Consider the following 25,659-nt stretch of genomic DNA (forward strand, 5'->3'; position numbering starts at 1 on the left):
TTCAGACTGTATTTGCCCTGCGGAACTTATCCAGAATTTTCGCGTGCCGGGGAGTGGCGACCATTGCCCCTCCTCGCCCCACAAATTCTTGCGCCCAGTGTTCCGGAACAACGGTATTGGTAGAGCCGTAGAACTCGAACAGCTCATGGCTATTCTCCAGAATGCTCCACCGCCCTTGGTGCACCATCGCTATCGGAAACGGGCCTGGCCGCGCCACTGCACCGAGATAACCATTGTCGGCCTGGACTTTTTCAAACTCGTTTTTCCACATATAAGATACGAAGTTCACTTGCGGCCCATGACGAACAACATTCATCGAGACGTCTTCGAATGACCTCGCCGGGTCAGATGCCGCAACGCCAAGATTGATCAGATCCTTTATTTCTTTCTCATCGACACTTCCCGATTCAGGGACATGCCCCTTGTCACCGCTGAAACGAATGATGTCATGCATGTCGTAATCGCCCGTATAAGGCGTGACGATCTTGAACTTGATCCAGGAATCAACCAGTTCGTGCTCTACGGGGCTTTGCAAATTGATGTCGTAAGTCGTGTCTTCAAAACTTACGTTATTGCGCGCATAAACACCCTGCAGGCCCGCCTTGTTCCACTTGCCCACTCGCCCGGCAAACCCACTGCTCTCGGCCCTCTGAAGCATGGCGCCAGCCTGTTCACCATAAACGCCCGTCAGCGAACTTTGCTTTATGGTTTTTTCAAGAATGTTATGCCCTTTGGCGGCCGCGCCTTCACCCAGCGCATTGAGTGTGTAACTGCCTGATTCACGAACGCTCAGGGCAATATTTTGCACCCTTGAAATTCTTTCAAAGACAGGCATATGCCGAGGATGAACAAAGGTCTCACCCACGCGCCGCGCTGCCTCCCGACCCTCTTTCAATAACCCGTTGCTGTCACGGAACGTGACCGGGTTGTTGCCGGCCATGACATACAGGTTCATCCCGTCAATCGTTCCGCCCGGATCAGCACTCAACCAGCGTCCAATCCACGGCTGGTAGTAGCGCCAGCCATAGTAGTAAAGCCCCGTCGCATCGCGCTCCTTGCCTGAATACCTGACGGTTTTGAAACTCGCCTCCACTGCATTTCTCGCCGTCCAGACTGCCGTACCGCCGTAAGGAAAGTATTCTTCGCGGCTGATCACTTTCCCCTGCGCATCGACTTCCAGCCCGCTGCTGCCGATCAGATCATCATGGCTGTAACGCAATTGATCGTTACTGATGTCTTCTGGTCTTCCGCTCTCCCAGTGCAATACCCGCACCGACGACTGACCGCTAGCTCCCACGCTGATGACCTGTAAACGCTGCGCTTCAGTGCCGTTGATTTTCATAGTCCTTAGCTCCAGCGCGGGCAGGTAAATCACCTGCTGCTCCCGCGTGGCGCTGATGGTGTTCTGGGTAGTGATCTTCAAGAGCCGTTGACTGCCGCCGTCATAGCGGTAGCTCTCGACGTCATCTTTTGCGCCACCTCGCTCAACCGGAGTGACCTTCAGAATTTCGTTGCGGGACGTCCAGGCCAGCGGTTGACCGGGTTGCAGGATTGTTTGCTGGCCGCCTGCGGTGAACCAGCCGTCCACTTCTCGCGGATCAGTGCAAAGGAGACTTGTCACGCCGCGATTGCTGCGGTGACTGACCGTAACGGTTGTGGTGTGGCAGTGATCGGACACTGGCGCGCAGTGGCGAATCCGCGTCAGATTGCCCGCCTCGTCGTAGCTGTAAGTGCGCGTATAAGCCGTGTAAGTGGCACTGTCGAAACCGGATACGACAGGAAAGCCACGCTGCCGGCCGGCATTCGCCATCTCACGTCCGGTGGCGCTGACCAATTGATAGAGACTGTCATAGACGTAAGTGTGCTGCGGCACGACTTCCTGATTACGCCAGTAGCGGGTTTCTTCTGCATCGTTATGTACGCCGAGCACATTACCGACCGGGTCATATTGATATTTCAGATCTTGCAAGACTTTCGCCCCGGACACGTGACCGACCGGCCTTTGTACATTTATCCCCAGCAAGCGTTGCGTCTCTTCCTCGTATCCCCAACGAGTCACCACGCCATTAGCGTGTTCTTCGCGCAGCGTTTGGCCGGCCGCCGAGTAAGTCAGGGATTTCACAATATTTTTCTCGACCCGATTTTTCAGGGTTAGCCAACGGCTCGTGAGCAAACCTTCCACGTCATATGCCATGCGCTGTCGGTTGCCCGCAGCGTCCGTGGTGGTCTGCTCCGCGCCCGTCGCATCGGTGGTGGTCTGGTGGGTGAAGCCCTTGGCCGCCAGCAAGCCATCCCAAGCCTGAGCGTCTTCGCCCTGCCAATCGGCAACGGCGTCCGGGTCATCGGCGTGCGCCAGCAGACGACGAGTAACGGACAGCGCTACGCCGCTTAGCGCCAGACTGTCGACTCTGACCAGACCCGCCGTGTCGTAGTGGCTCACGCATTGCCCGGCCAGGTTCTGCGACGCTTCAAGGTCACTGTTCCCCGCATATCGCCAGCGCTCGCTGATTCGGCGGACACCCTCTGCGTTCTGCTCGACAAGGCTAACCGGGCGTCCTCGCAGATTATTGCTTTCGTATTGAAAGATTCGGGTCACGGCATGCCGATTGATGTCTGCGCCATCGTCACCGGAGTGAATGTTGCTCACCACCCTGAACGACCGGCCAGCCGCGTCATTCATCGTCACGACAGTGCCATTGTCGACGCCTTCCTGGCACAGCACAGTGCCGGAAAGGCTCGTGATATGGATGAAGTTGGCCAACCCTGCCTCATTCAAACGCGGGTCAGCGCTTCGAACGTTGATGCCGCGCGCATCGAACTGATGACAGGTAATGCGTGCCTGGGTGATCGCTGGCGATTCGGGATGGCGGTGATATTGCACTTCTCGCACCGACAGACCACGGGCATCACAGGCCACGACCGACGGCGTATAGGTATTCAGTGAAGTCTCGGACAGTTTCATTCAGTCACTCGAAGTCAAAGAGGCGCGGCAGAAACCCTGCGATTCACCGCCGACCAGAACGTCACAATGGGTATAGGCGTACAACTCATTGCGCGCACGGACAGACACTCGATCCGCCCCGCTCGCCCTCGGCCCCATGCCCCGCTATACTCGTCGGCTTTTCCTGAATTAATGCCAATAGGGTCCCGCCGCGCATGGATAAGACCTACCAGCCGCACGCCATTGAAACTTCCTGGTACAACACCTGGGAGTCCGAGAACTACTTCGCCCCGCAAGGCGCGGGCGACTCCTACACCATCATGATCCCGCCGCCGAACGTCACCGGCAGCCTGCACATGGGTCACGGTTTCAACAACGCGATCATGGACGCCTTGATCCGTTTCCGCCGCATGCAGGGTCGCAACACCCTGTGGCAGCCGGGCACCGACCACGCCGGTATTGCCACGCAGATGCTGGTGGAGCGTCAACTCGAAGCCCAAGGCCAGAATCGCCACGATCTGGGTCGCGAAAAATTCCTCGAGAAAGTCTGGGAATGGAAGGATCAGTCCGGCGGCAACATCAGCCGTCAGATCCGCCGCCTCGGCTCGTCCGTTGACTGGAGCCGCGAGCGCTTCACTATGGACGATGGCCTCTCGGAAGCGGTTAAAGAAGCGTTCGTGCGTCTGCACGAAGACGGTCTGATCTATCGCGGCAAGCGTCTGGTCAACTGGGACACCAAGCTGCACACGGCGATTTCCGACCTCGAAGTGGAAAACCACGACGAGAAAGGTTTCCTGTGGAACCTGAAGTATCCGCTGGCCGACGGCGCGAAAACCGCTGAAGGCAACGACTTCCTGATCGTCGCGACCACCCGTCCGGAAACCATGCTCGGCGACTCCGCCGTTGCGGTTAACCCGAACGATGAGCGCTACCAAGCCCTGATCGGCAAGTTCGTCGAGCTGCCACTGGTTGGCCGCCGCATCCCGATCATCGCCGACGATTACTGCGATCCTGAATTCGGCACCGGCTGCGTGAAAATCACCCCGGCCCACGATTTCAACGACTACGAAGTCGGCAAGCGCCACAATCTGCCGCTGCTGAACATCTTCGACAAGAACGCCAACGTGCTGCCGGCAGCCCAGGTGTTCAACCTCGACGGTACGCTGAACGACAGCATTGATGGCGCAATTCCAGCTGAATACGCCGGTCTTGAGCGTTTTGAAGCGCGCAAGCAGATCGTTGCTGCGTTCGACGCCGCCGGCCTGCTGGTCAGCGTCAACGACCACGCCCTGAAAGTGCCGAAAGGCGACCGCTCCGGCACCATCATCGAGCCGTGGCTGACCGACCAGTGGTACGTGTCGACCAAGCCTTTGGCCGAGCCTGCGATTGCTGCCGTTGAAGACGGTCGCATTCAGTTCGTACCGAAGCAGTACGAAAACATGTACTTCTCGTGGATGCGCGACATTCAGGATTGGTGCATCAGCCGTCAGCTGTGGTGGGGCCACCGGATTCCGGCCTGGTACGACGAGTCGGGCAAAGTCTATGTCGGTCGCGACGAAGCCGAAGTGCGCGCCAAAAACAATCTTGGCCCGGACGTAGCGCTGCAACAGGACAACGACGTTCTCGACACCTGGTTCAGTTCCGGTCTGTGGACGTTCTCCACCCTGGGCTGGCCGGAAAAAACCGAGTTCCTGAAGAAATTCCACTCCACCGACGTACTGGTCACGGGCTTCGACATCATTTTCTTCTGGGTTGCCCGGATGATCATGCTGACCATGCACCTGATCAAGAACGAGGACGGCACGCCGCAGGTACCGTTCAAGACCGTATATGTACACGGTCTGGTGCGTGATGGTCAGGGCCAGAAGATGTCCAAGTCCAAGGGCAACGTCCTTGACCCGCTGGACATCATCGACGGCATCGAACTGGAAGACCTGGTGCAGAAGCGCACCTCGGGTCTGATGCAGCCGAAACTGGCGAAGAAGATCGAGAAGCAGACCCGCGACGAGTTCGCCGACGGCATCGCCAGCTACGGCACCGACGCCCTGCGCTTCACCTTCTGCTCGCTGGCTTCGACCGGTCGCGACATCAAGTTCGACATGGGCCGCGTTGAAGGCTATCGCAACTTCTGCAACAAGATCTGGAACGCCGCGCGTTATGTTCTGGACAAGGGCGAAGATTGCGGCCAGAACGGCGAAGCCTACGAACTGTCGCTGGCGGATCGCTGGATCATCTCGCAACTGCAACGCACCGAAGCCGAAGTGACCCGTCAACTCGATCAGTTCCGTTTCGACCTGGCGGCGCAAGCGCTGTACGAGTTCATCTGGAACCAGTACTGCGACTGGTACCTGGAACTGTCCAAGCCAGTGCTGTGGGACGAGAACGCGCCGGTTGAACGTCAGCGCGGCACTCGCCGTACGCTGGTTCGTGTGCTGGAAGTGGCGCTGCGTCTGGCGCATCCGTTCATGCCGTTCATCACTGAAGAAATCTGGCAGCGCATCGCGCCGCTGGCCGGTATTCAGGGCAAGACGATCATGCTGCAACCTTGGCCAGTGGCCAACGAAGAGCGCATCGATCCGGCCGCCGAGAACGACATCGAATGGCTGAAGGAACTGATGCTCGGCACGCGCAACATCCGTGGCGAAATGAACATCGGCCCGGGCAAACCACTGCCGATCTACCTGAAGAACGTCAGCGCTGAAGACCAGCGCCGTCTGACCGAGAACGAAGCGCTGCTGAAGAAGCTGGCGCGTCTGGAATCGATCACCGTTCTGGCGGCTGGCGAAGAAGCCCCGCTGTCCGCGACCGCTCTGGTTGGCGAGATGGAAGTGCTGGTACCGATGGCCGGTCTGATCGACAAGGGCGCCGAGCTGGCACGTCTGGACAAGGAAATCTTGCGTTTGCAGGGTGAAGTTCAGCGTGTTGGCGGCAAATTGTCCAACGCCGGATTCGTTGACAAGGCCCCGGCCGAAGTCATCGAGAAGGAACGCGCCAAACTGGCCGAGGCTGAACAAGCCCTGGCCAAACTGGCTGAGCAACACGCGCGGATTGCCAGTCTGTAACGGCAAATCGCATTGAAAAAGGGAGGCCCAAGTGGCCTCCCTTTTTCATTCCCGCCACATTCCCCCCTGTAGAAGCTGCCGCAGGCTGCGATCTTTTGATCTGGCTTTTAAAAACCAAGATCAAAAGATCGCAGCCTGCGGCAGCTCCTACATGGGATCGGCGCATAGCTCGTCAATGTGGGACAATACCCGCCACTTTCAGCCATACCCGAATCGATCACGCCCATGAACGCCCCCCGCACACCCAAACCTGCGCGCAAAAAGCCTGACTCCGCGACCCCGGCCAAGACCGTCGAGCCGCGTGAAAAGGCCAGCCTGCACCCGCGCAATCGCCATCAGGGTCGTTACGACTTCCCGGCGCTGATCAAGACCACGCCGGAACTGGCGAAGTTCGTGATCACCAACCCGTACGGCAAGGAAAGCATCGACTTCGCCAGCCCCGACGCGGTGCGCGTGTTCAACCGGGCGCTGCTCAAGTCGTTCTATGGCATACAGCATTGGGACATCCCGGCAGACTACCTCTGCCCGCCAGTGCCGGGCCGTGCCGATTACGTGCACTTCCTCGCTGACCTGCTGGCGAGCATGAACGACGGCAAGGTGCCGCGTGGCGCAATCATCAACGTGCTCGACATCGGCATGGGTGCCAACTGCGTGTACCCGCTGATCGGTAACAGCGAATACCGCTGGCACTTCCTCGGTTCAGAAATCGACCCGACGGCCGTGGCTGCCGCCAAAGCAATCGTTCAGTCCAACGACTTGAACAAGGTGATCCAGTTGCGCTTGCAGGAAAACCGCAAGCACATCCTGATTGGCTTGCTGGAGCCAGGTGAGCGTTTCGACCTGACCATGTGCAACCCGCCGTTCCACGCCTCGATGGACGAAGCGACCAAGGGCAGCGAGCGCAAATGGCGCGCCCTGGGCAAGGCCGATCCGAAACGCAAACTGCCGGTGCTGAACTTCGGTGGCCAGTCGGCCGAGCTGTGGTGTGAAGGCGGCGAAGCGCGTTTCGTGACGCAACTGATCGCCGAGAGCGCGAATTTCCAGCACAAAGTGCTGTGGTTCAGCACCTTGGTGTCGAAAGCCTCGAACCTGCCAGCCATCGAAACCGCGCTGAAAAAGGCCGGCGTGCTGGAAAGCCAGGTCGTGGAGATGTCGCAGGGCCAGAAGCAAAGCCGTTTCGTGGCGTGGACGTTCCAGACCAAGTCCGAGCAGCAGATCTGGCGCCGCGAGCGTTGGGTTCGCTAACGCACCGCAGATCCCCTGTGGGAGCGAGCCTGCTCGCGAATGCGGTATATCAGTCGAGATTTAGGGTGACTGACCTAGCGCTTTCGCGAGCAGGCTCGCTCCCACATTGGCCCGCGACTTGACCACCAAATCGCAGGCACAAAAAAACCGTGCCCGGATCACTCCGGAGCACGGTTTTTTATTGCTGCGTCTTACTTGTTCACAGCGTCGGTCAGGCCTTTGGCCACAACCAGCTTGATCACTTTCTTCGCAGGGATTTCGATGGCAGCGCCAGTCGAAGGGTTACGGCCAGTGCGGGCAGGACGCTCGGTCACTTTCAGCTTGCCGATACCTGGCAAGGTGATTTCGCCGCCGTTTTCCAGCTGATCGGCAACGATTTGGCCCAGTTGGTCCAGAGCGTTACGCGCGGTGGTTTTCGGCGCGTCGATAGCTTCAGCGATGTCGGCGATCAGTTGGTCTTTAGTAAGAGCCATGTAGTGTTCCTTCCCTATCAAATTCATATGGATTGCAGAGTGCAGTGTCAGCCATCGAGCCCGATCTTCTGGATCTGGCACCCTCGGCGATAACCACGACGAGTCGGGTTATAGATACCGAAATCAGGGTTTGGTTCGACCTGACAAATGCTGATTGCACGCTTAACGCAGTGACTTCGCGTAAGACCGGGCAAAACTAGCACAGAGACAAGGAAATATCCGCCTCTAGCTACCCATTTGGTCAGCTTTATTGCTCTAAACCGCGAAAAAACTGCATAAGCCCGGTCGCACGCCCCGGTTTTACCCTACAACCCCACGTTTACGCTGCCGCTGACGCGGTTTCCCGCTTATGTAGGAGCTGCCGCAGGCTGCGATCTTTTGATCCTGTTTTTTTTTAAAATGCCAGATCAAAAGATCGCAGCCTGCGGCAGCTCCTACAACAGGCCCGTGCCGAGAATCGGGTACACTTAGCGCTTTTTCGGGGGAGCCTGCCCTCCTCCCTTCCAACAGCCGAGAAGCCCATGCCGATCCGTCATTGCATCGTCCACCTGATCGACAAAAAACCCGACGGCACGCCCGCAGTTCTGCACGCCCGTGACACGGAACTGGCCGAGTCCGCGGCCATCGAGAACATGCTCGCCGACCTCAACGAAAGCTATAACGCCAAACAGGGCAAAGCCTGGGGCCTGTTTCACCCGGAATCCGGCGCGTTCCCGTTCAGCGGCTGGCTGAAGGAATACATGGAGGGCGGCAAGGACTTCACCGCATTCAGCAAAGTCGCGGTCGAGCACCTGCAGAAGCTGATGGAAGAGTCGAATCTGTCGGTCGGCGGCCACGTGCTGTTCGCGCATTATCAGCAAGGCATGACTGATTACTTGGCGATCGCCCTGCTGCACCACAGCGAAGGCGTGGCGGTGACCGACGAGCTGGACGTGACCCCGTCGCGCCACCTCGACCTCGGCCAGCTGCACTTGGCGGCGCGGATTAACGTCTCCGAGTGGCAGAACAACAAGCAGTCCAAGCAGTACATCTCGTTCATCAAGGGCAAGAATGGCAAAAAGGTCTCGGAATACTTCCGCGACTTTATCGGCTGCCAGGAAGGCGTCGACGGCCCGGGCGAGACGCGCACGCTGCTCAAGGCCTTCAGCGATTTCGTCGAGAGCGAAGACCTGCCGGAAGAGTCCGCGCGCGAGAAGACCAAAACCCTGGTCGATTACGCCAGCAGCCAGGCCAAACTCGGCGAGCCGATGGGCCTGGAAGAACTCTCCGAGCTGATCGACGAAGAGCGCCCGAAAGCCTTCTTCGATCACATCCGCAATAAGGACTACGGCCTGTCGCCAGAGATTCCCGCGGACAAACGCACTTTGAATCAATTCCGCCGCTTCACCGGCCGCGCCGAAGGCCTGTCGATCAGCTTTGAAGCGCACCTGCTGGGCTCGAAGATCGAGTACGACGAAGAGGCTGGCACCCTGGTCATCAAAGGTTTGCCGACGTCGCTGACCGATCAGCTGAAGCGGCGCAACTGATGCTCGCCAATGTGCTGAAAAAGGTTGCGCTGGTTCTGCTGGTGGTCGTGGTGTATCAGAATTGGGGCAAGATCGAGCGGGTGTTCAATCCGTCGCAAATGGTTGCCGAGCAGACGCGGGCGCAAGCCAACGTCGTGCTCTACGCCACCGACTGGTGCGGTTACTGCAAACAGACCAAGCGTTTTCTCGACAGCAAGGGGATTGCGTTCAAGGAGTTCGACATCGAGAAGGATGCCGATGCGCGCAAGGCGTATGAGGCATTGGGTGGACGCGGGATTCCGTTGATTGACGTCAACGGCACCTTGATTCGCGGGTTTGACCCGGACGAAATCCTCGCCGCCCTGAAATAAAACTCTGTAGGAGCAAGGCTTGCCCGCGAAGAACGATAACCCGGTTTGTCAGAGATACCGCGTCATCGCTGTTCGCGAGCAAGCTTTGCTCCTACAGATTTAGCGGGCTTCGATACGGAAACCGAAGCGTGGAAAGTGCACGTGCACCACGCCGCCGCGCTCGTCTTCGCGACGAATGATCAGCTCTTCGCTACCGGCAAACAGCAACTCACCGACCACTGGATCAACACCGTAATCCGTCGCCGAGATCGCCACTTGCTGGCCTGCCTTGAAACCATTCGGGTCGATGAACTGCTCTTTCGGCAGATCCGCTGGCGTCGCACTGCGTGCAACTTCCAGCGCTTCCTCAGAAGTCATCGCACTCGCCGCGCCATGGCCAAAGCCCAACACTCGACCCAACCACGCGGAAACAGCCGGATACTCATCCACCAACGGCGCGGTGACGTGAGTAGCTTTGAGGAACCACAGCGGATGCGCCAGCGCGAAGTCGGCAATCGACGGCTCGCCGAACAGGAAGTCGCCCTGCTCGCGCTGCAGTTGTTGCTCCAGACGCAGCATGATCGTCGGCCATTGATGCTTGGCCTGCTCAGCGGACAAACGTGTGGCGCTGCCGCCACTGAACAAACCGGCGCGGTCAGCCATAAACGCTTTGATCGCTTCCGGCGGCAGCTTGCCGAAACGCACGGCAACCGACTCAGGCTGGAACACCAGGCTCACCGCATGCTGGAACACCACCGAATCAACCCAGGTGGCGAAACTCGCGGTGGTCATTTCCTGGCCTTCAGGGAAGAAGCTCGGCAGGGCTTTTTCCTGCTCCAGGCGACGGGCGATCAGAGAAGTGTCGCAGTAGATGTCGGCGCCGATTTGCAGCACCGGGGTTTTGCGATAGCCGCCAGTCAGTGCGGTCAGATCCGGCTTGGGCATCACCGGCGAGATATGCACCGAGCGCCACGACAGGCCTTTGAAACCCAGCAGCAGGCGGGCCTTCTCGGCAAATGGAGAAGTCGGGTAATGATGCAGAATCAACTCGGACATGCTCGGCTCCGCCGCTCAGAAAGTGAGCCGGCAGCTTAGCGTGCATTTGCTTAGCAGCCTACAGATCTGGCTGATGGGAACCGATCAGTCAGATTGATAAGACGCGACCAGGCATTCCTTGGCGCTCTTGCGCAGTTTTTTGATCAGCCGCTCCTGACGCAAAGCATCGCTTTTATCGCGACAAAGCTCGGTGTAGACCAACGCCATCGCCGGGCTGGAGAGGAAGAACCGCGCGCCTTTGCCGCTTTGATGCTTGGCGAAGCGGCGCACCGGGTCGTCGCTGATGCCGCAGTACAGCGAACCGTTGGCCGCGCGAACGAGATAGACGAACCAGGACTTGCTCACCGGTTCGGCCACATCGACAGATTTTTCGCTAAGGCTGGTCACTTTGGGATCAAGGCGTGTAGGAAACAGGTCGCGATCTTATCAGCGACCGGCCTGAAATGCCTTCAGTCCCTTCAATGCTTGAGCACGCACGGCGTTGCGTACCAGGGGCGTCCAGCCCAGCAGCAGACCTTTAAAACCCAGAGCCTGACGCGACCAGCGCCACAGATCGAAATGGTCGTGGTGCTCGCAGATCTTGCCGTCACGGAAGACGAAACGGGCCTGGATATCGTTGATCACAACGTTGCCGGTCTGGCTGAACAGGTAGGTCGCAACCCAGTGCGCGCCGCCGCTGCGCTCATCGGCGCGGACGTTGTCGAAGGTCAGGGAGAAGTCTTTGGCGCGGGTGGTGAGCATGCGCCACATGTCGCCGGCATCGCGCCCGCGCAGTTCGCCGAAGGCCGGATCGCTGAACACCACGTCATCGGTGTAGCACGCGGCCATAGCCTCGGCGTCCAGACGTTTGAAGGCTTCGTAGAAGCGGGTGATCAACGCGCTGTGGGCTTCGCTCATGGGCAATCTCCAAAATAGGTACAGATTGCCAGCACGATAATCCGCAATACGAAGAAACACTATCGGCATTCGCACACCGAATACGGCAACACACAAAACCCTGTAGGAGCTGCGGCACGCTGCGATCTTTTGATGTTGATTTACCAAAGATAAAAATCAAAAGATCGCAGCGTGCCGCAGCTCCTACAAGTATCAGATTCTTTCGCTTTGCACTTGCACGTACAGCGCTCGCCCGGCGCCGAGGCCGGCGATGATCGCGCCGGTGCCGATGATGCCGAAGATCCAGCCCACCGCATTCCAGCCGCCCGTCCAGTCATGCACCACACCGACCGCAAACGGCCCCATCGACGCCAGCGTGTAACCGAAGCCTTGGGACATGCTCGACAGGTTCGCCGCGACGTGCGAATCCCGCGAACGCAAGACGATCAACGTCAACGCCAGACTGAACGTACCGCCCTGCCCCAGGCCCAGTAGAATCGCCCAGCCCCACAGGCCTTCGATCGGCGCATACAGGCAACCGAACAGGCCACCCAGGGTCAGCGCCATCACCACGACAATTGCCAGTCGCTGATCCTTGCCGCGAGTGGCCAGCCACGGCGCGGCCAGCGAACTGGCGAGCTGGATGATCACCGAGCCGGACAACACCAGCCCCGCTTGCGTCGGCGTCAGCCCGCGACCAATCAGGATCGATGGCAACCAGCCAAACACGATGTACGCCAGCGACGATTGCAGGCCCATGTACAACGTCACTTGCCACGCCAGCGGATCACGCAGCAAACCGCGCACGCGATAGGCGACGTTGTGTGCACCGTGTTTCTGCCCGACCTGTGGCAGCCAGAACAACGCCGCCACCAGCGCCGGGATGACCCAGAAGCCCAGGCCAATTGTCCAGTCTCCGCCAAAATGCTCGCTCAACGGCACACTGGTGCCCGCCGCCATTGCCGCGCCCAGGCACAGCGCCATGGTGTAGACGCCGGTCATGGTGCCGGCGTGTTTGGCGAAGTCGCGTTTGACGATACCCGGCAGCAATACGCCGACAATGCCGATGCTTGCGCCGCCCAATACGCTGCCCGCAAACAGGCCTATTTCACCAAAGCTGCTACGCAAAATGATGCCGCAGGCCAGTGTCAGCAGGATGCCCAACACCACGCGTTCGGCGCCAAAACGTCGCGCCAGAATCGGTGCCAGCGGTGCGAATAAACCGAGGCACAGCACCGGCAGTGTGGTCAGCAAACCGGCCTGCGCCGCCGACAAGCCGAGGCTCTTGGAAACGTCGCTGAGCAGCGGCGCCATGCTCGACAGCGCCGGGCGCAAGTTCAACGCCACCAGAATCAGCCCCAGCAGCAACAGCCACGGGCGGCGCACCAGCGGGTGGCTCTGTTGCACCTGCTCGTCATCGGCCTCGGCGTCGATCAACAGCTCTTCAAGCTCTGCCGTGCGTTTCGGGGTTGTGGATAGCTCACTGCGGGACATGGATTTCTCGGTTTCAAGGTTCATTGATCAACTGCCTCGACAAAGCTTTGGCCCGTTCCGGGTCGCGTTGTTCGACGGCATCGAGCAACTCGATGTGCAGGTCGAACACTTCCTGACGGCGCGGGACGATGTTCAGGGTCTGGCGCAATTGCGCGCCGACGATGCTGGAGAAATAGCGATACAGCTCGCTGAGGGTCGGGTTGTGCGCGGCGTCGACCAGTCGGCGGTGGAACACCAGATCGCAGGCGATGTAGGTATCGAGGTCGCCATGGTAGTGACTGCCGCTGGTGCCGAGCGCCTCACGCAATGCGGCGAGGTCTTCATCGGTGCGACGCAACGCCGCCAGGCCGATCGCCTCGACTTCAAGGATGTGCCGGGTTTCCCGCGCCTGCTCCAGCGAGCAACGCGACAACGCTTTCAGCGTATCGAGCGGATCAACCAGCGCGCGCAAATAGCTGCCGTCGCCCTGACGAATCTCGATCAATCCGGAAAACGCCAACACACGCATGGCTTCGCGCACGGTATTGCGGCTAATGCCCAACTCAGCGCAGAGCTCGGGTTCGGTCGGCAAGCGTTCGCCGACCTGCCAGGCACCGCTGTTAATGCGCTGGCGGAGTTGATCCAGGGCCTGATCGACCAAGGATCGTTTAATGAGTGGAGAAATGTCTGACATAGGATTCGCCCTTTCATCCAATCATAGGATGAATTTTCCGACATGTTAGTCAGACCCATGTAGGACGGCAACCACCTAGGGTCAAAAGGCGACACATGGAGCGGCATTTTCGATTGGTCAAAATTACCCTTTAAGGGTAATTTCAGGGACAGGGTTTTGGTTTCTTATGGAAAAGAACACACCCCATTACGACTTGGTGGTAGTGAAGCAAGAAGTCATCAGACTGGGCGCTAAAGCCTTTACAGGAAGCGCGATGAGCTCGGGCAAGGGCATGGGGTTAAACCTCAAACGTATGCAGCAAGCCATCTGCTCGCTGGATCGCCGGATGTTCTACAAGTCCATGACTTGCTACACCAACCACAGACACTGGCAGGATGTTTACCACATTGGATTTCACGACTTGGAGTTGTATATCAAAATCACCTACTGCCCCAACGGCGGTCCTCCCGTGATCTCTTTCAAGGAGAAGAATTTATGAATACACGGCAATGCTTGAGCTGCGGCACTCAAGAGTCGATGCAACATTTCGAAGGTCGCAGTTTGACTGTCAACTACAAGGATGTTTCACGTTGGGTGCACGGCATTGCAGGGTGGGAATGCAGAGCCTGCGGCGAGATCATTTTTGATAACGATACTGACAGCGCCGAACGCTATTCTGACGCCGGCGATAAATTGCTCGAAGAGTGCTTCCACGTAATGGGCGCCGAGATGAAACGCATCCGCCGCAAATTGCATCTCACCCAAAAAGAAGCAGTTAAATTGCTATCCGGCGGAGGTCACAACGCTTTTTCCCGCTACGAACGCGGCGAGCTTTCACCGCCTCAACCGTTGTTCAATCTTATGCGTCTGCTAGACCGGCACCCTCACCTGCTCGCCGAAATACACGCGATGAACGAAGGCAGTGAATTGCGGCGATTGCTCGCCGCGCGCTTCCCGGAACAGGAGACGGCACCGGCGCCCTGACAAAACCTGGTAAAAATAAACCCGGAACGCGGTCCGGGTTTATTTCAGAACGTAGGTCAGATCAATGCAAGATCTGACTCAAGAACAACTTCGTCCGCTCATTCTGCGGATTATCGAAGAAGTCATTCGGCGCAGCCTGTTCAACGATCTCACCCTTGTCCATGAAGATCACACGGTTCGCCACAGTCCGCGCGAAGCCCATTTCGTGAGTCACGCAAAGCATGGTCATGCCGTCTTCCGCCAAACCGATCATGGTATCCAGCACCTCTTTCACCATCTCCGGATCGAGCGCTGAAGTTGGTTCATCGAACAGCATGATTTTCGGTTTCATGCACAGGGCGCGGGCAATCGCCACACGCTGTTGCTGACCACCGGACAGTTGCCCCGGGAATTTATGCGCCTGCTCCGGAATGCGTACGCGCTCCAGGTAATGCATGGCGATTTCCTCGGCCTTGCGCTTGGGCATCTTGCGTACCCACATCGGCGCCAGGGTGCAGTTCTGCAAAATGGTCAGGTGCGGGAACAGGTTGAAGTGCTGGAACACCATGCCGACTTCGCGGCGGATCGCTTCGATCTGCTTGAGGTCGTTAGTCAGTTCCACGCCGTCGACGACGATGCGGCCCTGCTGGTGTTCTTCCAGACGATTGAGACAACGAATAGTCGTCGATTTGCCGGAACCCGACGGGCCGCACAAAACGATACGCTCGCCCTGTTTTACGTTGAGGTTGATGTCTTTCAGCACGTGGAACTGGCCGTACCACTTGTTGACGCCCTGCATCTGAATAATGCCTTCAGGGCTCACAGGCTTTTTGATTGCTTCGCTCATTTACAGAGAACTCCTAACGCTTGTGGCCAGTGTCGAGCTTGCGTTCCAGATGCATGGAATAGCGCGACATACCAAAACAGAAAATCCAGAACACCAGGGCGGCGAACACGTAGCCTTCGGTGGCCATGCCCAGCCATTTAGGATCGGCAGCGGCTTGTTTGACGCTGTTGAGCAGGTCAAACAGGCCGATGATGATCACCAGACTGGTGTCCTTGAACAGCGCAATGAAGGTGTTGACGATGCCGGGGATCACCAGCTTCAGGGCTTGCGGCAGAATCACCAGACCCATCGAACGCCAGTAACCGAGGCCCATCGCTGCGGCCGCTTCGTACTGACCTTTGGGAATCGCTTGCAGACCACCGCGCACCACTTCAGCGACGTAGGCCGACTGGAACAGAATCACGCCGATCAGCGCCCGCAACAGCTTGTCGAAGTTCATGCCTTCAGGCAGGAACAGCGGCAGCATCACCGAGGACATGAACAGCACGGTGATCAACGGCACGCCGCGCCAGAATTCGATGAAGGTCACGCAGACCACCCGAATCGCCGGCATGTTCGAGCGTCGACCCAATGCCAGCACGATCCCCAGCGGCAAGGCGCCGGCGATACCGACGGTGGCGATCACCAGGGTCAGCATCAGGCCGCCCCATTGGCTGGTCGCCACCTGTGGCAGGCCGAACACGCCGCCGTGCAGCAGGCACCAGGCAACAATCGGGTAGATCACCAGAAAGCTCAGCCCGTACACCGCTTTACGCGGGAAGCGCGAGATAAACAGTGGCGCCACGCCGATCACCGCCAGCCACACGGTCAGGTCGACGCGCCAGCGCCATTCAGCCGGGTAATAGCCGTACATGAACTGGCCGAAACGCTGCTGAATGAACACCCAGCAAGCGCCGTCCTTGGTGCAGTCGGCGCGGGTGGTGCCGACCCAGTTGGCATCAATGATTGCCCAACTGAGAATCGGTGGCACGACGAGATAAATCAGGTAGAACGCAAACAGGGTCAGCAAGGTGTTGAGCCAGCTGGAGAACATGTTCGCGCGCATCCACGCCACCACGCCGATGCTGCTGTTCGGTGGGGGCATGTCGGGTTTGAAAGTATGAGTACTCATGCGCTTTTCCTTACCGCTCGATCAGCGCAATGCGCTTGTTGTACCAGTTCATCAGCAGGGAAATGCTGATACTGATCGCCAGGTACACGCTCATGGTGATGGCAATCACCTCGATCGCCTGACCGGTCTGGTTAAGCACGGTGCCGGCGAACAGCGAAACCATTTCCGGGTAACCGATACCGGCCGCCAGCGAAGAGTTTTTCGCCAGGTTGAGGTATTGGCTGGTCAGCGGCGGAATGATCACGCGCAGGGCTTGCGGGATGATCACCTTGCGCAGGGTCGGGCCGTTGCGCAGGCCGAGCGAACGCGCCGCTTCGGTCTGGCCGTGGCTGACCGACTTGATCCCCGAACGCACGATCTCAGCGATAAACGCCGCCGTATACACGGTCAGGGCCAGGGTCAGGGCAAGCAGTTCCGGGATCAGCACCCAGCCGCCAACGAAGTTGAAGCCTTTGAGCTCAGGCATTTCCCAGTGCAGCGGCGCGCCGAAGATCAGTGCGCACAACGCCGGGATCACCAGCAGAATCGCCAGGCCTACCCAGAACTTGTGGAACGGTACGCCGGTCGCTTCAAAGCGCTTGTTGGCCCAACGGCACATCAGCACGATGCCGACGATGGCCACCACGATACTGATCATGAACGCCCAGAAACCATCAGCGGCCAGCGCGGCCGGCATGTTCAGGCCGCGGCTGCTGACGAAGAAGGTGTCGCCGAAGTTATGGCTGTTGCGCGGCCCCGGCATGGTCAGGAATACCGCGAAGTACCAGAACAGGATTTGCAGCAGCGGCGGAATGTTGCGGAAAACTTCCACGTACACCGTCGCCAGTTTGCTGATGATCCAGTTCTGCGACAGCCGTGCCACACCGATGATGAAGCCGAGAATCGTCGCCAGAATCACGCCGATCACTGTCACCAACAAGGTGTTGAGCAAACCGATAACGAAGACGCGGGCATAACTGTCCGCTTCGGTGTAGTCGATCAGGTGTTGAGCGATGCCGAACCCGGCACTGCGCTCCAGAAAGCTGAAACCGGAAGTGATGCCCCGGTGCTGCAGGTTGGTTTGAGTGTTGTCGAACAGAAACCAGCCCAGCGAGACCACCGCGACAATCGTGATGATCTGGAATAGCCACGCACGCACTCGTGGATCGCTGAGGCTGAGCCTCTGCTTAGGTGCGCCGATTGAATTTTGCATGAAGTGCCCCGCAAAAAATGGAACAAGAACATCACCCGGCGGTTGGCCCGCCGGGCGATAGAACCATTAGCGCACTGGTGGTGCGTACTGAATGCCGCCGTTGTTCCACAGGGCGTTCAAGCCGCGGTCGATTTCCAGCGGAGTGCTCTTGCCGAGGTTTTTCTCGAAGATTTCGCCGTAGTTACCGACTTGTTTGACGATCTGTACTACCCAGTCTTTCGGCAGTTTCAGGTCTTTGCCGTATTCGCCGTCAGCACCGAGCATACGAGCGACGTCCGGGTTTTTGGTCGACTTGGCTTCGGCTTCGACGTTTTTCGAAGTGATGCCGGCTTCTTCGGTGTTGAGCAGCGCGTAGCCAACCCAACGCACGATGGCCAGCCACTCGTCGTCGCCATTACGTACGACCGGGCCCAGGGGTTCTTTGGAAATGGTTTCCGGCAGAACCACGTAGTCCTTCGGCGCTGCCAGCTTGCTGCGCTGGGCGAACAGCTGGGACTTGTCGGAAGTCAGCACGTCGCAACGACCGGATTCCAGCGATTTGGCGCTTTCATCGGAGGTGTCGAAAGTGATCGGGGTGTATTTCAGACCGTTGCCACGGAAGTAGTCGGAAACGTTCAGTTCGGTGGTGGTACCGGCCTGGATGCAGATGGTTGCACCGTCCAGCTCTTTGGCACTTTTCACGCCGAGCTTGTTGTTCACCAGGAAGCCGATGCCGTCGTAGTAGGTAATGAAGCCCGGGAATTTCAGGCCCATGCCCGCGTCACGCGAACTGGTCATGGTGGTGTTGCGCGACAGGATGTCGATCTCGCCGGACTGCAGCGCGGTGAAGCGCTCCTTGGCGTTCAACTGACTGAACTTGACCTTGGTCGCGTCGCCGAAAACGGCAGCGGCCACAGCGCGGCAGACGTCAGCGTCGATCCCGAGGATCTTGCCGGTTGCATCCGGTACCGAGAAGCCCGGCAGACCGTCGCTGACGCCACACTGCACGAAACCTTTCTTCTGCACTGCATCCAGGGTTGCACCCGCCTGAGCGAACCCGCTGACACCGAGTACTGTTGCTGCAGTCACGATGGCCAGGGTGGATTTCAACATCTTCATTCAAACCTCCAGTTTTGCTCTTGTTGTGTCGGAGCTTGAGTCCAGTCGCACCCTTTTGAGGCGGTGTTGACCCTTGTTGGCTTTTTATTGGGTCAACCGACGTAAGACCTTCGCTATGAGTCTAGTAGGAGAAGATCCACAAAATGGATCACTCACTTCTCACCAATCGGCCGAACGGGCGGTAGCCCTTTCACGTTCGCGAAGCCCGTAGCGGCCCTTGGCGAACATCCATCACCGGATTTTTTGCAATCCCGGCCCACGGGGTACACTGATAGTGTTACCGCCAGGCGCGAGATCGGTTGCACGCCTGAAGCCATAGCAAAGCCCGTACCACACCGTTCGCTGAAGCGCTTTAGCGACAGGTCAATAGCAAAACTTGTACCCTTGCGACATCTTCTTAACAGATCAATCGGGCGCGCCCTTCAATCACGCACTCAATGAGAGCGCCCGCACACAATTGGAGCAGCCATGACCGAGCCCTTGATTCTTCAGCCTGTTAAGCCCGCAGACGCCTGCGTGATCTGGCTGCACGGCCTCGGCGCCGACCGCTACGACTTCCTGCCGGTGGCCGAGGCGTTGCAGGAAAGCCTGTTGAGCACACGTTTTGTGTTGCCGCAGGCGCCGACCCGTCCAGTGACGATAAATGGCGGATATGCCATGCCGAGCTGGTACGACATCAAAGCCATGAGCCCGGCGCGGGCGATCGATCGCGATGAGCTGGAAGCGTCTGCCGATCGCATCATCGAATTGATCGAAAACGAGCGCGCCAGCGGAATAGACGCCTCGCGGATTTTCCTCGCCGGTTTTTCCCAGGGTGGTGCCGTGGTGTTGCACACCGCTTTCTTGAAATGGCAGGGGCCGTTGGGTGGCGTGCTGGCGTTGTCGACGTATGCACCGACGTTCAGTGATGAGCTGGAGTTATCGGCCAGCCAGCAGCGGATTCCGGTGCTGTGCCTGCACGGTCAGTTCGATAACGTGGTGCAGAACTCGATGGGCCGCAGTGCTTACGAGCACTTGGTGAAGCATGGTGTCACCGTGACATGGCAGGAATACCCAATGGAGCACGAAGTGTTACCCGAAGAAATTCGCGACATTGGCGTCTGGTTGAGCGAACGTCTGCGCTAATCGCGACAGCATTGCCTGCCCGTTGATCATCACACTACGCCGCGCCCGTTTCTTGCATTACACTGGCCGGCGTACATTCCTTAACCAATTGATGAGATGACCGTGCTCGAAGCACTCAAGAAAATGTTCGGTAAAAGCGAGGCTGAGCAGCTCGCGCCAGTTCCCAGTGCGCCGTCGCACGCCCCCGGTCATCGCCACGATGCGCCCCAGGCCGACCGCCCCGCTGCCGTAGCAGCACCGAAGCAAGACCCGCAACCCGCTCCGGCCGCCCCCATCGCCGCCGAGCCTGCGCGCAGTGAAGAGCCGAAACCGGCCAGACCGCGTCGCGAACCGAAGCCCAAGGCATCGGTCATTCCGTGGAAACTCGAAGATTTCGTCGTCGAGCCACAAGAAGGCAAAACCCGTTTTCACGATTTCAAACTCGCGCCAGAACTGATGCACGCCATTCAGGATCTGGGCTTCCCGTATTGCACGCCGATCCAGGCGCAGGTGCTGGGTTTCACCCTCGCCGGCAAAGACGCCATTGGTCGCGCGCAGACCGGTACCGGCAAAACCGCCGCGTTCCTGATCTCGATCATCACTCAGTTGCTGCAAACACCGCCGCCGAAAGAACGCTACATGGGCGAACCCCGTGCGTTGATCATCGCGCCGACCCGTGAGCTGGTGGTGCAGATCGCCAAAGACGCCGCTGACCTGACCAAGTACACCGGCCTCAACGTGATGACCTTCGTTGGCGGCATGGACTTCGACAAGCAACTCAAGCACCTCGAAGCGCGCCACTGCGACATTCTCGTCGCGACCCCGGGCCGCCTGCTCGACTTCAACCAGCGCGGCGACGTGCATCTGGACATGGTCGAAGTGATGGTGCTGGACGAAGCCGACCGCATGCTCGACATGGGTTTCATCCCGCAAGTCCGCCAGATCATTCGTCAGACCCCGCCGAAAAGCGAACGCCAGACCCTGCTGTTCTCTGCGACCTTCACCGAAGACGTGATGAACCTCGCCAAGCAGTGGACGACCGATCCGTCGATCGTTGAAATCGAAATCACCAACGTCGCCAACGAAAACGTCGAGCAACACATCTACGCCGTGGCCGGTGCCGACAAGTACAAACTGCTCTACAACCTGGTCAACGATAATGGTTGGGAGCGGGTGATGGTCTTCGCCAACCGCAAGGACGAAGTCCGTCGCATTGAAGAGCGCCTGGTGCGCGACGGTGTGAACGCTGCGCAGTTGTCCGGCGACGTGCCGCAACACAAACGCATCAAGACTCTGGAAGGTTTCCGCGAAGGCAAGATTCGCGTACTGGTCGCTACCGATGTTGCCGGTCGCGGCATCCACATCGACGGCATCAGCCACGTGATCAACTTCACCCTGCCGGAAGTGCCGGACGACTACGTGCACCGCATCGGCCGTACCGGTCGTGCCGGTGCTGACGGCGTGTCGATCAGCTTCGCCGGTGAGGACGACTCCTATCAGTTGCCGTCCATCGAAGAGAAGCTCGGTCGCAAGATCAGCTGTGAAACGCCGCCGACGCATTTGTTGCGTGCGGTAGAGCGCAAGCGTCCGCAGCAGTAAGCGACGCTAAAAAAGAATGCGCAGCCGGCAACGGACTGCGCTTTTTTTTCGTCTGGATTTTTTGCCGCAGAAGCTTGCTCAAGAATACTAAAAGTCCATAATGGACAAACAAGTTTAGTTTTTTTGTCTGCGGAGTCTGAAATGTCCAGTACGCCCTACGTGATCGACCAAGCCCAAGCCCGTGAGTTGCTGGCGCGTATCGATGTGCCGCAGATCTTGCGCAAGCTGTTTCGTGATCTTGCCAACGGCAAAGCCGTGCAGCCGGCGCAGCAACTGGTCGAATTCCCGCAGGGTGCTGGCGACTTCATCAACTATCTGGGCGTGCTGGCCGAGGATGGGGTTTACGGCGTGAAGACCTCGCCCTACATCGTTCGCGAACAAGGTGCGCTGGTGACAGCGTGGACGCTGTTGATGTCGATGAAAACCGGTCAGCCGCTATTGCTGTGCGATGCTGGTGAACTCACCACTGCACGCACCGCTGCGACCACAGCGGTGGCGGTTGATGCGCTCGCGCCTCTGGGCGCTAAACATTTGGCGATCATTGGCAGCGGCAAGGTTGCCCAGGCGCATCTGCATTACGTGAAATCGCTGCGTGACTGGCAGAGCATCAGTCTGTATTCGCCAAGCCTGTGCGCTGACGCTCAATCCCAGGCACTGTTGAAAGCCATCACGCCCAATCTGAAGATCACCGACAGCCGTGAGGCCGCCCTCGCCGAAGCTGACGTGATCATGCTTTGCACCTCATCGGCGGGCCCGGTGATTGATCCCGCTGAGTTGAGCAAACCGGCGCTGATCACCTCGATCAGCACCAACGCTCCGCGCGCCCACGAAGTGCCGCCGCAGAGCCTCAACGACATGCTGGTCTTCTGCGACTATCGGCTGACCACGCCGGGGTCGGCGGGTGAAATGCTGATTGCCAGTGAGCAGCATGACTGGAGCAAGGACTCGATCGTTGGTGACCTCGCTGACCTGCTCAGTGAAAAAGTGCAGCGTCCGGGTTACGACCGTCACGTGTTTTTCCGTTCAATTGGTTTGGGCCTGGAAGACATTGCCCTTGCCAATGCGGTTTATCACCTAACCCACTAACACCAAAAATCCCCTGTAGGAGCTGCCGAAGGCTGCGATCTTTTGATCTTGATCCTGAAAAAAACAAGATCAAAAGATCGCAGCCTTCGGCAGCTCCTACAGGGATCGCATTCTGATTGGGGAGTTGCCAATGGCAGATCCCCAGAGAGCCACGATAGCTTTGGAGTTTTTCATGAGCCAGGCAGATTTCATCATCATCGGCGGCGGGATTGCCGGCGCTTCCACCGGGTTCTGGCTGTCGCCGCAGGCCAAAGTCATCGTGCTCGAACGTGAGTCGCACCCGGCCTATCATTCCACCGGACGTTCCGCCGCGCTGTTCACCGCAGCTTACGGCACACCGCAAGTCCGCGCCCTGACCCAAGCCAGCCGCGCATTCTTCGATAATCCACCCAACGGTTTCTGTGAACACCCGCTGCTGACACCACGCGGCGAAATGACCGTCGATTTCACCAGTGACCCCGCCGAACTCAATAACCAATACCTCAGCGCCAAAGCCACGGTGCCCGAGATGCAGTTGCTCACTGCCGACGAAGCCTGCGCGCGCCTGCCAATCCTGCGTCGGGAAAAAGTCCACGGCGCGATCTACGACCCGAGCGCCAGCGACATCGACACCGATGCCCTGCATCAGGGCTACCTGCGCGGCATCCGTCGCAACCACGGCGAAGTCCATACCGACTGCGAAGTGCTCGGCCTGAGCCGCGACGCCGACGGCCTCTGGCACGTACAAACCAACGGCAAGACCTTCAGCGCGCCAGTAATTATCAACGCCGCCGGCGCCTGGGCTGACAAGATCGGCGCACTGGCCGGCGCCAAGCCGCTGGGCCTGCAACCGAAACGCCGCGCCGCCTTTATCTTCGCCGGCCCCGAAGGCGTCGACATTCATCACTGGCCGATGCTGGTCAGCCTTGACGAGTCCTTCTATATGAAGCCCGACGCCGGCATGTTCCTCGGCTCACCGGCCAACGCCGATCCGGTCGAACCCCACGACGTGCAGCCGGAAGAACTGGACATTGCCATGGGCATTTACCAGATCGAAGAAGCCACCACGCTGACCATCCGCCGTCCGACCCGCACTTGGGCCGGCCTGCGCAGTTTCGTCGCCGACGGTGATTTGCTTAGCGGTTTCGATCCGCAGGTGCCGGGGCTGTTCTGGGTCGCGGCGCAGGGTGGTTACGGCATCCAGACATCGCCGGCGATGGGCCAGGCCAGCGCGGCGCTGGTTCGCGGCGAACCTTTGCCTGAACACTTGCGCAACTTCGGTCTGAGCAGCGCCATGCTCTCCCCTGCCCGCCTCGCTTGAATGCCCGTCAGGATGACTCGCTCAACGGATTGCGGCACACTCGCAGCGCCTCCTGTTCACGGGGGCGCTGACGCTGCCTGGAGCTCCACTGTCATGACCGCCCCCGAATTCGATCCGGCGCTGGATAACTTCCGCGCCATCGCCGACGCCATCGCCACGCTGTTTTTTCCGCACGCCGAAGTGGTGCTGCACGACCTGCGCACGCAGAAGGTCGACTACATCGCCAACAACCTGTCGAAACGCGAGATTGGCGACGACTCATCGCTGGAAGACATGCTCAGCGAGGATGTCAGCGACAGGAACATTGGCCCGTACGAGAAGCTCAACTGGGACGGTCAGAAGATTCGCAGCCTGAGCAGCGTCCTGCGCGACAGCGAAGGTTTGCCGTTGGCGGTGCTGTGCATCAATCTGAATATTTCGCTGTTCGAGAATGCCAAGGCGGCGCTGGATCTGTTCCTGTCGCCGAGCAAACTGATCCCGCAGCCGGACTCACTGTTTCGCGATGACTGGCAGGAACGCATCAACACCTTCCTCCACGCCTGGCTGCGCGAGCGGCAGTTGAGCCTGAATGTGCTGACCCGTGATCACAAACGTGAACTGGTGCTGGCACTGCACGCCGAGGGCGCGTTCAAGGGCAAGAGCGCCTCGAACTACGTGGCCAATGTGCTGAACATGGGGCGGGCGACGGTGTACAAGCATTTGAAGGAAATGAAGGGCTGAAGATCAAAAGATCGCAGCCTTCGGCAGCTCCTACAGGAGCACGCATTCCCCTGTAGGAGCTGCCGCAGGCTGCGATCTTTTCAATCAGTCGCCGTAAATATCAGACTTGAAATACTTCTCGGAAATCTTCTGGTATTCGCCACTCGCGCGAATGCCATCAATCGCGCCATTCAACTGGCTGACCAGTTCCGCATTGCCCTTGCGCACCGCAATCCCCGCGCCCTCGCCGACGTACTTCGGATCCTTCAACTCAGGCCCGACAAACGCATAGCCCTTGCCGCGCGGCATCGTCAAAAAGTCATTCAGCGGAATGGTGTCAGCGAAAATCGCATCCAGCCGCCCCGCCGCCAGATCCATGTAGATCTCTTCGTTGTTGCTGTAGCGCTTGACGTTGATGCCCTTGGGCTCGAACACCTCGGTGGCGTAACGATCGGTGGTGGTCGCACGCTGAACGCCGACGTTCTTGCCTTTGAGGCTGGCGTATTGATCGTCTACGGTGGCGCCTTCTTTCATCACCAGACGCGACGAGGTGAAGTAGTACTTGTGGGTGAAATCCACCGACTTCTTGCGGTCTTCGTTGATGGTCATCGACGACAGCGCCATGTCGATCTTCTTCACTTTCAGCGAAGGAATCAGACCGTCGAACTCACCTTCGACCCACACGCACTTGACCTTCATCTGCGCGCACAGGGCGTTGCCGATGTCGTAGTCGAAACCGACGATCTCGCCCTTGTCGGTTTTCGAGGCGAATGGCGGGTAAGCGGCTTCGATGCCGATGCGCAGGGTTTGCTCGGCGGCGAACACGCTGGCGCAGGACAACAGGCTGAGGGCCAGACCGGTGATGAGGGGGAGTTTCTTCATGTTCGTTCTCTCGCGGGTTGTTGTTGGTTTGGCAAGACGAAGAAGAGCAGCTGCGAGCAGGGAGCTTCGAGCGGCAAGATTGAAGCATTTTGTACTTGTAAATCCATCTTGGACTTATATGTAC

Annotated in this window: 23 protein-coding genes; 11 read left to right on the plus strand and 12 right to left on the minus strand. The window is 58.7% G+C overall.

Translation table 11 applies throughout. The features are described 5' to 3' along the window. Position 1: 1 nt before the first annotated feature. A complete protein-coding gene (locus ACP3TY_RS20460) occupies positions 2 to 2,962 on the minus strand; it encodes an RHS repeat-associated core domain-containing protein (protein ID WP_426618359.1) in 2,961 nt (986 codons plus the stop codon). Positions 2,963 to 3,156: 194 nt separating this feature from the next. On the opposite strand from ACP3TY_RS20460, the gene ACP3TY_RS20465 reads away from it, so the two are divergent. Both ACP3TY_RS20465 and rlmF read left to right on the plus strand, forming a co-directional pair. Continuing rightward, positions 3,157 to 6,003, plus strand: coding sequence for a valine--tRNA ligase (locus ACP3TY_RS20465; RefSeq protein WP_426618360.1), 2,847 nt, complete (start codon positions 3,157 to 3,159; stop codon positions 6,001 to 6,003). Positions 6,004 to 6,228: 225 nt separating this feature from the next. Further along, positions 6,229 to 7,248 (plus strand): 23S rRNA (adenine(1618)-N(6))-methyltransferase RlmF, encoded by a 1,020-nt coding sequence (gene rlmF / locus ACP3TY_RS20470; protein ID WP_426618361.1) that lies wholly within the window; start codon positions 6,229 to 6,231, stop codon positions 7,246 to 7,248. A gap of 191 nt (positions 7,249 to 7,439) precedes the next feature. Here rlmF and ACP3TY_RS20475 read toward each other — a convergent pair whose 3' ends face one another. Further along, the gene (locus ACP3TY_RS20475) at positions 7,440 to 7,721 is read right to left on the minus strand and encodes an HU family DNA-binding protein (protein ID WP_003221909.1); all 282 of its coding nucleotides are present in this window, start codon (positions 7,719 to 7,721) and stop codon (positions 7,440 to 7,442) included. Positions 7,722 to 8,242: 521 nt separating this feature from the next. Between ACP3TY_RS20475 and yejK the strand changes: the two genes are divergently transcribed. Both yejK and ACP3TY_RS20485 read left to right on the plus strand, forming a co-directional pair. Then, positions 8,243 to 9,247 carry a nucleoid-associated protein YejK gene (gene yejK / locus ACP3TY_RS20480; RefSeq protein WP_053117368.1) on the plus strand — a complete coding sequence of 335 codons (1,005 nt, stop codon included), beginning with the start codon at positions 8,243 to 8,245 and terminating at the stop codon, positions 9,245 to 9,247. Next, complete coding sequence (locus tag ACP3TY_RS20485) at positions 9,247 to 9,597, plus strand: glutaredoxin family protein (protein ID WP_053117366.1); 351 nt, start codon at positions 9,247 to 9,249, stop codon at positions 9,595 to 9,597. Before yejK ends, ACP3TY_RS20485 begins: the two co-directional genes overlap by 1 nt. Before the next feature lie 99 nt (positions 9,598 to 9,696). Here the strand turns inward: ACP3TY_RS20485 and ACP3TY_RS20490 are convergent, their stop codons facing one another. From ACP3TY_RS20490 to ACP3TY_RS20510, 5 genes are all read right to left on the minus strand, one after another. Next, complete coding sequence (locus ACP3TY_RS20490) at positions 9,697 to 10,632, minus strand: glutathione S-transferase family protein (protein ID WP_053117363.1); 936 nt, start codon at positions 10,630 to 10,632, stop codon at positions 9,697 to 9,699. Between the two features lie 84 nt (positions 10,633 to 10,716). After that, positions 10,717 to 11,019, minus strand: a complete 303-nt coding sequence (locus ACP3TY_RS20495) for a GIY-YIG nuclease family protein (protein WP_008083651.1) — start codon at positions 11,017 to 11,019, stop codon at positions 10,717 to 10,719. Positions 11,020 to 11,058: 39 nt separating this feature from the next. Continuing rightward, complete coding sequence (locus tag ACP3TY_RS20500; protein ID WP_053117357.1) at positions 11,059 to 11,529, minus strand: nuclear transport factor 2 family protein; 471 nt, start codon at positions 11,527 to 11,529, stop codon at positions 11,059 to 11,061. A gap of 192 nt (positions 11,530 to 11,721) precedes the next feature. Beyond that, positions 11,722 to 13,026, minus strand: a complete 1,305-nt coding sequence (locus tag ACP3TY_RS20505) for a CynX/NimT family MFS transporter (RefSeq protein WP_053117354.1) — start codon at positions 13,024 to 13,026, stop codon at positions 11,722 to 11,724. Then, complete coding sequence (locus ACP3TY_RS20510) at positions 13,016 to 13,675, minus strand: FadR/GntR family transcriptional regulator (RefSeq protein WP_053117351.1); 660 nt, start codon at positions 13,673 to 13,675, stop codon at positions 13,016 to 13,018. The genes ACP3TY_RS20505 and ACP3TY_RS20510 overlap by 11 nt, the downstream gene beginning before the upstream one ends. A 166-nt stretch (positions 13,676 to 13,841) precedes the next feature. Between ACP3TY_RS20510 and ACP3TY_RS20515 the strand changes: the two genes are divergently transcribed. Both ACP3TY_RS20515 and ACP3TY_RS20520 read left to right on the plus strand, forming a co-directional pair. Continuing rightward, positions 13,842 to 14,153, plus strand: a complete 312-nt coding sequence (locus ACP3TY_RS20515; protein WP_159815599.1) for a type II toxin-antitoxin system MqsR family toxin — start codon at positions 13,842 to 13,844, stop codon at positions 14,151 to 14,153. Further along, complete coding sequence (locus tag ACP3TY_RS20520; protein WP_426618362.1) at positions 14,150 to 14,638, plus strand: type II toxin-antitoxin system MqsA family antitoxin; 489 nt, start codon at positions 14,150 to 14,152, stop codon at positions 14,636 to 14,638. The genes ACP3TY_RS20515 and ACP3TY_RS20520 overlap by 4 nt, the downstream gene beginning before the upstream one ends. A 61-nt stretch (positions 14,639 to 14,699) precedes the next feature. Here the strand turns inward: ACP3TY_RS20520 and ACP3TY_RS20525 are convergent, their stop codons facing one another. From ACP3TY_RS20525 to ACP3TY_RS20540, 4 genes are all read right to left on the minus strand, one after another. Beyond that, positions 14,700 to 15,464, minus strand: coding sequence for an amino acid ABC transporter ATP-binding protein (locus tag ACP3TY_RS20525; RefSeq protein WP_150603734.1), 765 nt, complete (start codon positions 15,462 to 15,464; stop codon positions 14,700 to 14,702). 13 nt (positions 15,465 to 15,477) lie between these two features. Then, positions 15,478 to 16,575, minus strand: a complete 1,098-nt coding sequence (locus ACP3TY_RS20530; protein ID WP_008080192.1) for an amino acid ABC transporter permease — start codon at positions 16,573 to 16,575, stop codon at positions 15,478 to 15,480. Between the two features lie 10 nt (positions 16,576 to 16,585). After that, a complete protein-coding gene (locus ACP3TY_RS20535; RefSeq protein WP_212544011.1) occupies positions 16,586 to 17,767 on the minus strand; it encodes an amino acid ABC transporter permease in 1,182 nt (393 codons plus the stop codon). Positions 17,768 to 17,833: 66 nt separating this feature from the next. Next, the gene (locus ACP3TY_RS20540; RefSeq protein ID WP_053117336.1) at positions 17,834 to 18,865 is read right to left on the minus strand and encodes an amino acid ABC transporter substrate-binding protein; all 1,032 of its coding nucleotides are present in this window, start codon (positions 18,863 to 18,865) and stop codon (positions 17,834 to 17,836) included. 468 nt (positions 18,866 to 19,333) lie between these two features. Between ACP3TY_RS20540 and ACP3TY_RS20545 the strand changes: the two genes are divergently transcribed. The 5 genes from ACP3TY_RS20545 to ACP3TY_RS20565 all read left to right on the plus strand — a co-directional run bounded on the left by ACP3TY_RS20545 (position 19,334) and on the right by ACP3TY_RS20565 (position 24,674). Further along, entirely contained in the window at positions 19,334 to 19,990 is a 657-nt protein-coding gene (locus ACP3TY_RS20545; protein ID WP_053117331.1) for an alpha/beta hydrolase, read from the plus strand. A gap of 96 nt (positions 19,991 to 20,086) precedes the next feature. Then, complete coding sequence (gene rhlB / locus ACP3TY_RS20550) at positions 20,087 to 21,568, plus strand: ATP-dependent RNA helicase RhlB (protein WP_159815597.1); 1,482 nt, start codon at positions 20,087 to 20,089, stop codon at positions 21,566 to 21,568. Between the two features lie 141 nt (positions 21,569 to 21,709). After that, complete coding sequence (locus tag ACP3TY_RS20555; RefSeq protein ID WP_426618363.1) at positions 21,710 to 22,654, plus strand: ornithine cyclodeaminase family protein; 945 nt, start codon at positions 21,710 to 21,712, stop codon at positions 22,652 to 22,654. A 172-nt stretch (positions 22,655 to 22,826) separates the two neighbouring features. Then, entirely contained in the window at positions 22,827 to 23,954 is a 1,128-nt protein-coding gene (locus tag ACP3TY_RS20560; protein ID WP_426618364.1) for an NAD(P)/FAD-dependent oxidoreductase, read from the plus strand. A gap of 93 nt (positions 23,955 to 24,047) precedes the next feature. Beyond that, the gene (locus ACP3TY_RS20565; RefSeq protein WP_064393297.1) at positions 24,048 to 24,674 is read left to right on the plus strand and encodes a helix-turn-helix transcriptional regulator; all 627 of its coding nucleotides are present in this window, start codon (positions 24,048 to 24,050) and stop codon (positions 24,672 to 24,674) included. A gap of 84 nt (positions 24,675 to 24,758) precedes the next feature. Here the strand turns inward: ACP3TY_RS20565 and ACP3TY_RS20570 are convergent, their stop codons facing one another. Beyond that, complete coding sequence (locus ACP3TY_RS20570; protein WP_212544015.1) at positions 24,759 to 25,535, minus strand: ABC transporter substrate-binding protein; 777 nt, start codon at positions 25,533 to 25,535, stop codon at positions 24,759 to 24,761. Positions 25,536 to 25,659: the final 124 nt, after the last annotated feature.

Source organism: Pseudomonas rustica, assembly GCF_049959085.1.
GTDB classification, from domain to species: domain Bacteria; phylum Pseudomonadota; class Gammaproteobacteria; order Pseudomonadales; family Pseudomonadaceae; genus Aquipseudomonas; species Aquipseudomonas rustica.